At 60.6% G+C, this 12756-nt stretch carries 10 protein-coding genes; all 10 read right to left on the bottom strand.

Translation table 11 applies throughout. The features are described from left to right. Positions 1 to 7: 7 nt before the first annotated feature. Positions 8 to 1414 carry an amino acid permease gene (locus AC3IT9_RS01830; protein ID WP_150726545.1) on the bottom strand — a complete coding sequence of 469 codons (1407 nt, stop codon included), beginning with the start codon at positions 1412 to 1414 and terminating at the stop codon, positions 8 to 10. Between the two features lie 88 nt (positions 1415 to 1502). Beyond that, positions 1503 to 3035: a histidine ammonia-lyase gene (gene hutH, locus AC3IT9_RS01825; protein ID WP_150726544.1), complete on the bottom strand. Its 1533-nt coding sequence runs from the start codon at positions 3033 to 3035 to the stop codon at positions 1503 to 1505. Positions 3036 to 3148: 113 nt separating this feature from the next. Then, entirely contained in the window at positions 3149 to 4672 is a 1524-nt protein-coding gene (gene hutH / locus AC3IT9_RS01820) for a histidine ammonia-lyase (RefSeq protein ID WP_489271833.1), read from the bottom strand. A gap of 150 nt (positions 4673 to 4822) precedes the next feature. Then, positions 4823 to 5653 carry a quaternary amine ABC transporter ATP-binding protein gene (locus AC3IT9_RS01815; RefSeq protein WP_007975542.1) on the bottom strand — a complete coding sequence of 277 codons (831 nt, stop codon included), beginning with the start codon at positions 5651 to 5653 and terminating at the stop codon, positions 4823 to 4825. Further along, positions 5650 to 6501: an ABC transporter permease gene (locus tag AC3IT9_RS01810; protein ID WP_150726542.1), complete on the bottom strand. Its 852-nt coding sequence runs from the start codon at positions 6499 to 6501 to the stop codon at positions 5650 to 5652. The genes AC3IT9_RS01815 and AC3IT9_RS01810 overlap by 4 nt, the downstream gene beginning before the upstream one ends. Before the next feature lie 70 nt (positions 6502 to 6571). Beyond that, positions 6572 to 7540: an ABC transporter substrate-binding protein gene (locus AC3IT9_RS01805; protein WP_353741911.1), complete on the bottom strand. Its 969-nt coding sequence runs from the start codon at positions 7538 to 7540 to the stop codon at positions 6572 to 6574. A gap of 69 nt (positions 7541 to 7609) precedes the next feature. Beyond that, the gene (locus AC3IT9_RS01800; protein WP_353741910.1) at positions 7610 to 9079 is read right to left on the bottom strand and encodes a purine-cytosine permease family protein; all 1470 of its coding nucleotides are present in this window, start codon (positions 9077 to 9079) and stop codon (positions 7610 to 7612) included. A 156-nt stretch (positions 9080 to 9235) separates the two neighbouring features. Beyond that, positions 9236 to 10918, bottom strand: coding sequence for a urocanate hydratase (gene hutU / locus AC3IT9_RS01795; protein ID WP_150726540.1), 1683 nt, complete (start codon positions 10916 to 10918; stop codon positions 9236 to 9238). A 475-nt stretch (positions 10919 to 11393) separates the two neighbouring features. Beyond that, a complete protein-coding gene (locus AC3IT9_RS01790) occupies positions 11394 to 11963 on the bottom strand; it encodes a HutD/Ves family protein (protein WP_489271832.1) in 570 nt (189 codons plus the stop codon). Next, positions 11960 to 12670: a histidine utilization transcriptional repressor HutC gene (hutC, locus tag AC3IT9_RS01785; RefSeq protein ID WP_173677901.1), complete on the bottom strand. Its 711-nt coding sequence runs from the start codon at positions 12668 to 12670 to the stop codon at positions 11960 to 11962. The genes AC3IT9_RS01790 and hutC overlap by 4 nt, the downstream gene beginning before the upstream one ends. Positions 12671 to 12756 lie beyond the last annotated feature (86 nt).

The raw sequence follows: 12756 nt of genomic DNA, 5'->3' as shown, positions 1-12756 counted from the left end.
CATTAGGTTATCGATGAGAAAAAGTAGGATCCTGCGTCACCAGAGCTGCCTGGCCCGCCGCCGGTTTCACCCACGTCAGGTAAGCCAGCACCAGCAACACGATCCAGACCACGCCGACGATCAGCGCTGCCTGGGTGTCCGGGAAATAGCCCAGCACGCCGAAAATGAACAGCATGAAGGCAATCGCCGCCGCCGGCGCATAGGGCCAGAGCGGTACCGGGAATTTCAGTTGTGCGACCTGCTCGGCGCTCATGGACCGGCGCATGGCCACTTGGGTCACCAGGATCATCAGCCAGACCCATACCGTGGCAAAGGTCGCGATGGAAGCGATCAACAGAAACACGTTTTCCGGGATCAGGTAATTCAGCAACACGCCCAGCAACAGTGCGGCACTCATCACCACGACCGTCATCCATGGCACGCCATTGCGCGACAGGCGGGCGAAGCCCTTGGGTGCATGCCCTTGCTGGGCCAGGCCGAACATCATGCGGCCAGCGCCGAAGATGTCACTGTTGATCGCCGAAATCGCCGCCGTGATCACCACGATATTGAGGATGGTGGCCGCCGAGCCGATCCCCAGCTTGTCGAAGATCTGCACGAACGGGCTGCCCTGGCTGCCGATCTGCTGCCATGGAAAGATCGACATCAGCACCAGCATCGTCAGCACGTAGAACAGCAGGATCCGCAACGGTACAGCATTGATCGCCCGGGGCAGCACGTGCTGCGGGTCCTTGGCTTCACCTGCCGTTACGCCGATGATTTCAATACCGCCAAACGCAAACATCACCACCGCGAACGAAGCAATCAGACCGCCCATGCCATTGGGCATGAAGCCGCCGTGGCTCCAGAGGTTGCTGATGTCGGTCGCCTGGCCAGGGGCCGAGCTGATGCCGAACCACATGATGCCGAAACCACCCAGGATCATCGCGACGATGGCCGCGACCTTGAGCAGCGACAGCCAGAACTCCATTTCACCGAAGACTTTGACGTTGCACAGGTTCAGGCCGCCAACGATGGAAACGACACCCAGCACCCAGATCCAGCGGGAAACCTCCGGGAACCAGAAGCCCATGTAGATACCGAATGCCGTGACGTCGGCCATGCCGACGATGACCATTTCGAATGCGTAGGTCCAACCGAGGACGAAGCCCGCCATTGGCCCCAGGTAGGTGCTGGCGTACTGGCCGAACGAGCCGGTCACCGGGTTGTGCACCGCCATCTCACCAAGGGCACGCATGACCATGAACACCGCCGCGCCACCGATCAGGTAAGCGAGCAGTACCGCAGGCCCGGCCATTTGTATGGCCGAGGCAGATCCATAAAACAGCCCGGTGCCGATTGCCGACCCCAGCGCCATGAAGCGAATATGTCGGGCAGAGAGCCCGCGTTTCAAACCTTTTTCTGCCTGTTGCATTTCTCGTCCCTAATTATTGTTATTCGACGCAAAATCGAATCGCTGGCAAGCCAGCTCCTGTAGGAGCTGGCTTGCCAGCGAGGGGCCCTTACAGGCTAGGCAGCAACTTCGCCGTCACCAGCTCGTTCAAGCAACGCGAGGCCAACAGTTCAGACGCCGCATTGATGTCTGGCGCGAAGAAGCGGTCCTTCTCATAGAACGGCACGTCGTTACGCAGAATGGCCCGAGCCTTTTCCAGTTTCGGCGAGGTTTTCAGGCCGTCGCGCAGATCCAGGCCCTGAACGGCCGCCAGCCATTCCACCGCGAGAATCCCACGGGTGTTCTCGGCCATTTCCCACAGACGCTTGCCAGCCGCCGGCGCCATGGAAACGTGGTCTTCCTGGTTGGCGGAAGTCGGCAGGCTGTCCACCGAATGCGGATGGGACAACGCCTTGTTCTCGCTGGCCAGTGCCGCTGCGGTCACCTGGGCGATCATGAAACCGGAGTTCACGCCACCGTTGGCCACCAGGAACGGCGGCAGTTGCGACATGTGCTTGTCCATCATCAGCGAGATACGGCGCTCGCTCAGAGAACCGATTTCAGCGATGGCCAAGGCCATGTTGTCAGCGGCCATGGCCACCGGCTCGGCGTGGAAGTTGCCACCGGAGATCACGTCACCTTCAGCGGCGAACACCAGCGGGTTGTCGGAAACGGCGTTGGCTTCGATCGCCAGCACTTCGGCCGCTTGGCGGAACTGGGTCAGGCAGGCACCCATGACTTGTGGCTGGCAACGCAGGGAGTACGGGTCTTGTACCTTCTCGCAGTTTTCGTGGGAGTCGGAGACTTCGCTGCGCTCGCCCAGCAGATCGCGATAAGCGGCGGCGGCGTCGATCTGGCCTTTCTGGCCACGGGCAGCGTGGATGCGGGCATCGAACGGCGAACGCGAACCCAGGACCGCTTCAACGGTCAGGCCGCCCAGTGCCAAGGCACCGGCGAACAGGTCTTCGCCTTCGAACAGGCCACGCAGGGCAAAAGCGGTGGACACCTGAGTGCCGTTGAGCAGCGCCAGGCCTTCTTTCGCGGCCAGGGTCAGCGGGGTCAGACCGGCAACTTTCAGCGCTTCGGTGGCTTCCATCCACTCGCCTTTGTAGCGCGCCTTGCCTTCGCCCAGCAGCACCAGCGACATATGGGCCAGAGGCGCCAGGTCACCGGAAGCACCGACCGAACCTTTCAATGGAATGTGCGGGTAAACCTCGGCGTTGATCAGGGCGATCAGCGCGTCGATCACCACACGGCGGATGCCGGAGAAACCACGGCTCAGGCTGTTGACCTTGAGCACCATGATCAATCGCACCAGCTCATCGCTGATCGGCTGGCCGACACCGGCGGCGTGGGACAGCACCAGCGAGCGCTGCAGGTTTTCCAGGTCTTCGCTGGCGATGCGGGTCGAGGCCAGCAGGCCGAAACCGGTGTTGATGCCGTAGGCGGTGCGGTTCTCGGCGAGGATCTGTTCCACGCAGGCAACGCTGGCTTCGATCTGGGCCGAGGCGCTGTGGTCGAGGGTCAGTTTCACCGGCTGCTGATAGACGTCACGCAGTTGGGCGAGGGTCAGTTGGCCGGGAATCAGGTTTAGCGCAGTCATTTTGTGCTCCTTTTGAGAGTTGTTATTAACTCACCAGACGCTCCGGAGATGTCCGTTGTCCGTCGCGTCTGCCTTTTGGGGAGACGCGCCTTGGCACGCTGGTGTTATTGAAATCAGTTCAGTTCTGGAAAAGCGTTGTGCAGCAAAATCGGGTCTTTCAATACCGCGGCAGCGGCGGCGATGTCCGGTGCCAACCAGCGATCCTGGTCGTAGGGGGCAACGTGCTCGCGCAGCAGACGCCAGGCAGCATCGGTGCCCGCGCCGAAGCGTTGTTCTTTGAGGAACTCGAACGCCTGGGCCGCCAGCAAATACTCGATGGCGAGGATCTGCGTGCAGTTTTCCAGCGCGCGATGCAGCTTGAGCGCGGCGTTGGTGCCCAAGCTCAGGTGATCCTCCTGCAGGCCAGACGTCACGAAGTTATCCAGCACCGCCGGTTGTGCCAGTTGACGGTTTTCCGCGCACAGCGAAGCGGCGACGTATTGCACGATCATCATCCCGGAGTTCACCCCCGGGTTAGCCACCAGGAACGCCGGCAGACCGCTGACGTGCGGGTTGATCAAACGGTCCAGGCGACGCTCGGCGATGGAGCCGATTTCCGCCATGGCAATCGCCAGTAAATCCGCGGCCATCGCCACGGATTGGCCGTGCGGGTTGGCCTGGGAGACCACGCGGTAATTGTCCGCGGTGCCCAGTACCAGCGGGTTGTCGGTGGCACCGTTGAGTTCGGTTTCGATCTGTTTGGTCGCGTGTACCAATTGGTCGCGAGCGGCGCCGTGCACCTGCGGGATCGAGCGAATGCTCAGGGCATCCTGGGTACGGATGCCTTTGCTCTGGGCAATCACTTCGCTGCCGTCGAGCAAGGCCCGCAGGTTGATCCCGACCTGCTGCATGCCCGGGTGCGGCTTGAGCGCGATGATCTCGGCATCGAAGGCGTCGATCTGCCCGCGCTGGGCTTCGAAACTCATGGCACCAATCACATCGGCCCATTCCAGCAGGCGCGTGGCATCGGCAATCGCCAGGCAGCTCAGGCCGGTCATGCACGGCGTACCGTTGACCAGGCACAAACCGTCCTTGGCACCGAGCTTGACCGGTTGCAGGCCTTCTTCGGCCAGCGCTTGCTGCGCGGAAACGACCTGGCCGCGATAGCTGACATTGCCGACACCCAGCAGCGCGATGCCGATGTGGGCCATGTGGGTCAGGTAGCCCACGGAACCCTGGGACGGCACTTGCGGGGTGATGCCACGGTTGAGCAGCGCCAGCAGTGCTTCGACGACCTGACGGTGCAGGCCCGATTTGCCATGGCTGTAGTTGACGACGGCGGCACACATGATCGAGCGGGTCTGCTCGTTGGTCAGTGGCGCGCCAATGCCACAGGCGTGACTGAGCAAGGTGTTGCGCGACAACTGGCTGAGTTGTTCGTCCTGCAGCGAGACGTTGCACAGCGCGCCCAGGCCGGTGTTGATGCCGTAGGCACGTTCGCCGCTGGTGACGATGCGCTGGACGATGGCCTGCGCGTTTTCGATGCGTGCCCAGATCGGCGCCGACAGCTCAAGCTGTGCGCCATGACGAGCAACGGCGACCACGTCCTGCCAGGTGACCTGCGCCTCGGTGATAACGATTTTTTCAGCCTGGGACATCTTCAACCTCTGCGTACAAACCTGAATTTTGATGCAGCTTTTCCGGCCTCATCGCGAGCAAGCTCGCTCCCACAGGTTTTGTGAACACCGGGGATCCACTGTGGGAGCGAGCTTGCTCGCGATGGGGCCAGCACAGCCGGCACAAACCTTTTAAACCACCGCCGCCCGACGCTGCACAAAGCGGTCGACATACTCATCCGCCGGCGAATGCAGGATCTCTCTCGGCGTGCCGACCTGAATCAGGCGGCCGTCCTTGAGGATCGCGATGCGGTTGCCGATGCGCACGGCCTCGTCGAGGTCGTGGGTGATGAAGACGATGGTCTTGTGCAGGGTCTTTTGCAGCTCCAGCAACTGGTCCTGCATCTCGGCGCGGATCAGCGGGTCGAGGGCGCTGAACGCTTCGTCCATCAGGATGATGTCGGTGTCCGCCGCCAAGGCGCGGGCCAGGCCCACACGCTGACGCATGCCACCGGAGAGCTGGTGCGGGTATTTGTTTTCGTAGCCCTTGAGGCCCACGGTGTTGATCCAGTGCAGCGCACGCTCGGCGCACATGGCTTTGCTTTCGCCACGGATTTTCAGGCCGTAGGCGACGTTGTCCAGCACGCTCTTGTGCGGCAACAGGCCGAAGCTCTGGAACACCATGCTGATCTTGCGCCGACGAAATTCGCGCAGGGCTTCCATGTCGTATTGCAGGATGTCCACGCCGTCCACCAGGATCGCGCCGCTGGTCGGGTCGATAAGGCGGTTGAAGTGGCGGACCAGGGTCGACTTGCCGGAACCCGACAGGCCCATGATCACGAAGATCTCGCCGCTGCCGATGCTCAGCGACAGGTCGTTCACGCCGACCACGCAGCCGGTTTCGGCCAGCACCTGGTCCTTGGTCTTGCCCTGGCCGACCATGGCCAGCGCATCCTTGGCACGGTTGCCGAAAATCTTGAAGACGTTCTTGACTTCGATCTTGCTCACGGTTGCGTTGTTCATTTGCTCACCTCATGCCGTGCGCGACCGTACGCCTGTGTAATGCGGTCGATCACCACAGCCAGAATCACGATCGCCAGACCGGCTTCAAGGCCGCGTCCGACGTTGAGGGTCTGAATCCCCACCAGCACGTCTTCACCCAGGCCACGGGCACCGATCATCGAGGCGATCACCACCATCGACAGGGCCATCATGGTGGTCTGGTTGATCCCGGCCATGATGCTCGGCAGGGCCAGCGGCAGTTGCACGCCGAACAGTTGCTGCCAGCGATTGGCACCGAAGGCGTTGATCGCTTCCATCACTTCGCCGTCGACCTGGCGAATGCCCAGATCGGTCAGGCGGATCAGCGGTGGCGCGGCGTAGATCACCGTGGCGAAAATCGCCGGGACCTTGCCCAGGCCGAACAGCATCAGCACCGGGATCAGGTACACGAAGCTCGGCATGGTCTGCATGATGTCCAGCAACGGCATCAGTATCGAACGCAGGCGGTTGCTGCGCGCCGAGAGAATGCCCAGCGGAATGCCGATCAACACCGAGATGATCGTCGCCACCATCATCAGCGCCAGGGTCTGCATCAGCTTGTCCCAGAGGCCGACCGCACCCACCAGGAACAGCAAACCAACGATGACGGCGGTGGTCACGACCTTGCGGGTCGCGTGCCAGGCCACACCGGCCACGATCGCCAGCATCAGCCACCAGGGTGCAGCGCGCAGCAGGCCTTCAAGATTGACGATGGCCCACAGCAAGGTGTCGGAGATGCTGCGGAACACATCGCCGTAGTTGGTAACCAGCGAATCGACCCAACCGTTGACCCAGTCGGCGATGGAAAAGGTAAAGCTTTCGGGAAACATAAGAGACTCTCAATCAAGGGGTTGCGATCAAGCATCCGACTGCCGCTGCCGACAGCCGGAGAAGCTCAACCTACAAGGCCGCGTCGATTTTCTTGGCTGCGTCTTCGCTCACCCACGCGTGCCAGACTTCAGGATGTTCCTTCAGGAAGATCTTGGCCAGTTTTGGTGATTCGATCCGCTCTTTGCTCATACGCCCAAGGTTCTGGTTCAGCAGGTCGATTGGCACGTTGACCTTTTCCAGCACGGCCACCAATTCAGGCGCTTCGTCGTGGAAAGTCTTGGACAGGCCGACCTTGATGGTCACGGTCTTGTTCACGCCTGGTTTTTCTTCGAGTTTTACCGCGTCGATCTGGCCCATCAGCGGCGTTGGCGACCAGTAGTAGAACAGGATCGGCTCGCCGCGCTTGTAGCTCGACAGCACGGCGGCATCCAGCGCCGGACCGGTGCCCGGGCGGAAGTTGGTGTAGGTGCTTTCCAGACCGTAGCTCTTCAGCATTTCGCTGTTGTCGAGCTCACAGGTCCAACCGGCCGGGCAGTTGTAGAAACGGCCCTTGGAAGGCTCTTCGGCGTCCTTGAACACCGCGGAGTATTTGCCCAGGTCAGCAATGTTTTTCAGGTCTGGGGCCTTGGCTTCCAGCTTGCGCTTGGCGTCGCCTTCGATCACGTAGCGCGGCACGTACCAGCCTTCAATTGCGCCAACAACCGGCGCGCCGACACCGACGACCTTGCCGGCTTTCTCGGCCTTGTTCCAGACTTCGCTACGGCCGACCCACTCTTCGGCAAACACTTGAATATCGTTGCTGCCCAGGGCGTTTTCCATGGTGATGGAGTTGCCCGGCAGGCTGTCAGTCTTGCAGTCGTAGCCTTTCTCCAGCACGACTTGCATCACGTCGGTCAGGAGCATGGCGCTTTCCCAGTTCAGGCCGGCGAACTTCACCGGCTTGCCCGATTCGCACCAACCCGCCGCCTGAGTGGCGCCGGCGCTGGCCAGCAGGCCCATGGAAAGCAACGTGGTCAGCAGGGTCTTGTTCGATTTCATTGTTGTGACGCTCCTAATCATGAATTGGCTTACGGCAGTCAAGAGGCATCCAGCCCTGTCCACGTCCAATCAGGCCTGCGCCGCAGCGCGACCCACATTCAGCTTTTGTTCGGTGACCGCGCCCTGCTCGACCGGCAGGATCAAACGATCAGGCACTGTGCCGTGCCATTTTTTCGCACACAGGTAATACAGGGCGGCGGGAACCACCAGGCCGATGACCCAGGAAATATCCACATCACCCAGGGCCGCCACCAGCGGACCGGTATAGAACTTGGTGGAGATGAACGGCAGTTGTACCAGCACACCGAACACATAGACGCTGATACCGAGCAGGTTCCAACGACCGTAGCGACCCTTCGGATCGGCCAGGGCCGGGACGTCATAGCGCTCGCGAGTGATGCAGTAGTAGTCCACCAGATTGATCGCGCTCCAGGGAGTAAAGAACGCCAGCAAGAACAGGATGAAAGACTTGAACGCGCCGAGGAACGAGTGCTGACCGAGCAACGCCATCAGGGTCGCAGCACCGACGATGGCCAGCACGAAGACCAGACGCTGCAAGCGCGTTACCTTCAGGTCGCCACGGAAACCGCTGATGATGGTCGCAATGCACATGAAGCTGCCGTAGGAGTTCAGCGTAGAGATGGTGACCTTGCCGAACGCGATGCTGAAGTACAGCAGCGCAGCGGTGGCACCGGTACCCCCCAGACCCACGATATAGGCCACTTCGTGGCCGGCGTATTGCCCGTTGGCCGAAGCGGCCGCGAACACACCGAGGACCATCGCCACCTGCGCACCAATGACCGAGCCTGCACCTGCGGCAAAAAAGGTTTTCACCGCGGAAGTCTTGCTCGGCAGGTAGCGAGAATAGTCAGCCACATAAGGACCGAAGGCGATCTGCCAGGACGCCGCGAGCGACACCGCAAGCAAGAAACTGCTCCAGCTGAAGTGGCGGATTTGCAACAGTGCGCCAACGTCAACCTGGTTCATCAGACGGCTGAACAGGTAAACAAAGGCAATCACGCCAATGACACTGGCCACACGGCCGATCCAATGGATCACCCGATAGCCGAGCACCGTGACCAGCACGATGACACTGGCGAAAAGCAGGATGCCGACGGTGTCGCTGACGCCAAACAACTGGCCCAGCGCCTGGCCGGACAACACGGTTCCCGTTGCGGTGAAGCCCAGGTACATCAAGCAGACCAGCACGATCGGGATGGCCGCGCCGTATACGCCGAACTGTACCCGGCTGGAAATCATCTGCGGCAGGCCAAGCTTGGGGCCTTGCGCCGCATGCAGCGCCATCACGCCGCCGCCCAGCAATTGACCGATCAACAGACCGATCAATGACCAGAACACATCACCGCCAAGGACCACGGCCAATGCGCCGGTGACAATCGCGGTGATTTGCAGGTTGGCACCCATCCACAGGGTGAACTGGCTTAACAGACGACCGTGTCTTTCCGCTTCCGGGATGTAGTCGATCGAGCGCTTCTCGATCAACGGTTTGTTGCCTGCACGTTCGCTGTTAACAGCCATGGTTCAACCTCTGTGGATTGTTATGGGAAGCCATTGTGGAACTGCTTTTTTGTGGGAGCGGGCTTGCTCGCGAAAGCGGTGGATCAGCCAGCACAGATGTTGAATGTGCCGGCCTCTTCGCGAGCAAGCCCGCTCCCACAGGTAAAGCAATCTGCGTTACTTGCCGGTAATCATCGGCAGGTTCAGCCCTTGTTCCTTGGCGCAGTCGATGGCGATCTGATAACCGGCATCGGCGTGACGCATAACGCCAGTGGCCGGGTCGTTGTGCAGCACGCGAGCGATACGCTCGGCCGCTTCGTCAGTACCGTCGCAGACAATCACCATGCCCGAGTGCTGGGAGAAGCCCATGCCGACGCCGCCGCCGTGGTGCAGGGAAACCCAGGTCGCGCCGCTCGCGGTGTTGAGCAAGGCGTTGAGCAGTGGCCAGTCGGAAACAGCGTCGGAACCGTCCTGCATCGATTCGGTTTCACGGTTCGGGCTCGATACCGAACCGGAGTCCAGGTGGTCGCGGCCGATCACGATGGGCGCGGACAACTCGCCGCTACGGACCATTTCGTTGAACGCCAGGCCCAGCTTGGCGCGCAGGCCCAGGCCAACCCAGCAGATTCGTGCCGGCAGACCCTGGAAGCTGATGCGCTCGCGGGCCATGTCCAGCCAGTTGTGCAGGTGGGCGTCGTCCGGGATCAGCTCTTTGACCTTGGCGTCGGTCTTGTAGATGTCTTCAGCGTTGCCCGACAGTGCAGCCCAACGGAACGGGCCGATGCCACGGCAGAACAGCGGACGGATGTAGGCAGGTACGAAGCCCGGGAAGTCGAATGCGTTTTCCACGCCTTCTTCTTGCGCCATCTGACGGATGTTGTTGCCGTAATCGAAGGTTGGTACGCCCATTTTCTGGAAGTCGAGCATCGCTTTGACGTGCACGGCCATCGATTGCTTGGCGGCCTTGATCACAGCGGCAGGTTCAGTCTTGGCGCGAGCGCGGTACTGGTCCCAGGTCCAGCCGGCCGGCAGGTAGCCGTTGAGCGGGTCGTGGGCGCTGGTCTGGTCGGTGACCATGTCCGGGCGCACGCCGCGCTTGACCAGTTCTGGAAGAATTTCAGCGGCGTTGCCCAGCAGCGCGATGGAAATCGCCTTGCCTTCAGCAGTGTATTTGGCGATGCGGGCCAGAGCGTCGTCGAGGTCAGTAGCCTGCTCGTCGACATAACGGCTTTTCAAACGGAAGTCGATGCTGACCTGCTGGCATTCGATGTTCAGCGAGCAAGCGCCGGCCAGGGTTGCAGCCAGCGGCTGTGCGCCACCCATGCCGCCCAGGCCAGCGGTCAGTACCCACTTGCCTTTGAGGTCATCGTTGTAGTGTTGGCGACCGGCTTCGACGAAGGTTTCGTAGGTGCCCTGGACGATGCCCTGGCTGCCGATGTAGATCCAGCTGCCGGCGGTCATCTGGCCGTACATGGCCAGGCCTTTGGCGTCCAGTTCGTTGAAGTGTTCCCAGCTCGCCCAGTGTGGCACCAGGTTGGAGTTGGCGATCAGTACGCGCGGGGCATTGCTGTGGGTCTTGAACACGCCGACCGGCTTGCCGGATTGCACCAGCAGGGTCTCGTCGTCGTTCAGGTTGGTCAGGCTTTCGACGATCTTGTCGTAGCATTCCCAGTTACGTGCAGCGCGACCGATACCACCGTAAACCACCAGTTCTTTAGGGTTCTCGGCGACTTCCGGGTCGAGGTTGTTCATCAGCATGCGCAGCGGCGCTTCAGTCAGCCAGCTCTTGGCGGTCAGCTTGTTACCGCGTGCGGCACGGATTTCAACGTCACGAAACTTAGTAGGTTTAATGTCAGTCACGAAAAAGACTCCTCAGCAATCAATCCAAACCAACCCAGGCAGTGGGCGAGCAAGCCAATGGGCATCAGTGCACACCGGCGAATCAGTGGACGATGGTTGAGTCCTCGTGACTCATACGCATACGTCTTTACTTGTACATACAAGCATATGCAATCAAGCGGCCAACTTGTTGGATGAGCATTCAAGAAAAATTCTGAAACGGCTGGAGAGCGCCTGGAACAAGGGTTGTGGCGAAGATGAAATATTTTCCGGGGGATTTTTGTGGCGAAGGGTTTTTGTTACTTGAGCGTGGTTTTGCGCCACGCTGGGGCGTTCGGTAACAACGTGGTGCGCATTCGGGAACGAATTCAAAGTGACAAAAAGCATCGCGGGCAAGCCCGCTCCCACAGTGATCGCGGTTGGATCATAAATATACAATCCAGCTCGAAACCTGTGGGAGCGGGCTTGCCCGCGATTGTGTCGCTTGAGTTTTGGATCAGTGTGCGGACAGTTCAATCACACAGCATGGCCCGTTGACTGAGATTTCCAGCAGGCCGGTGTTACCGTCCAGTTGCAGGCAATCATGCCGGCCGAGTTGCGAAGCGCTGTCACCGACCACCACTTCCAGCGCCTCGCTGATGCTGAACACCAACACCGTGCCCGCCGAGCTGAAAAACCGCTGCTCACCCGCCAGCCACTGCAACCGCGCGCTGTAACGCTGCGGCGCATAGATCAAGTTGAAATCGCGAATCGGCCCATCGAGCAATGTGCAGGAAACCTTGCTCTCGCCACTAAAGGCAAACGGGTCCAGCGGTAACAGTGGCCGCGCGTCCTGGCCATCCACCGTCAGGCTCATACCGTCGCCCTGCAAAACGGTGATCACTCGCTCGTAACCGGCGAAGGTGGAAAAACCACCCGATTCGCCAATGTCGGCAATCGACAGGCGCCAGCCAAAGCCATCCAGGCCGGTGCCGGCATCGCGGGTGATTTCTTCGGTGCTGCCGCCGCCGTTTTTCCACGGCATGCGTGGGTAATCTTTGGCGCGTAAAACCTTCAACTGATTCATTTATGAAACCGACCTTCCAGACGATGACGGGAACCGGGGTGGATCAAGCGAGCAGCGGTCACTGGCTGACGACCGGACCAGGTGCGGCGACGAATCAGCAGGCACGGCTCGCCCTTTTCAATCTGTAGCAATTTGCATTCGGACGACTCGGCCAGGATCGCCTCGACCACGTGCTCACCTTCTGTCAGCGGCGCGACCTGATTCAGATAGGCGTAGGGCGTTTGCAGGGTGAAGTCCTGCTTGAGGTAGTCCGGCGCCACCAGCGCATTGACGAAACGGTCTTCGATTTGCACCGGAATATCGTTCTCGAAATGCACGATCAGCGAGTGGAACACCTTCTGCCCTTCGCGCATGTCCAGGGCCAGGGCGCGCTCGGAGCCGGCGGCCTCTTCTTCAAGGGTGATGACCTTGCAGGTATGGCGATGACCGCGAGAGGCGATTTCGTCGGCGATGTTGTGCACTTCGAACAGGGCGGACTGGCTTTTCGGCTCGGCGACGAACGTGCCGACGCCTTGCATGCGCACCAGCAGGCCATCGGCGGTCATCTCGCGCAGGGCGCGGTTGATGGTCATGCGGCTGAAGCCCAACTGGCTGACCAACTCGCTTTCCGACGGAACGCGGTAGTGCGGCGGCCAGTTTCCACTGTCGATTTGCTGGGTGATCATTTGTTTGACGCGGGCGTACAAGGGCGCCGGACTGTCGCCCATGTTCGCGGCCAACGGAGAGACTGGAGGCGGAGTCGGCACGGTTAATCCTTGGTCATTTGATTGATGTCGCTAGCTTGCCGGAGTTT

It is taken from the genome of Pseudomonas sp. KH_046_1, assembly GCF_057839025.1.
This window is presented reverse-complemented; position numbering and strand designations above follow the sequence as displayed.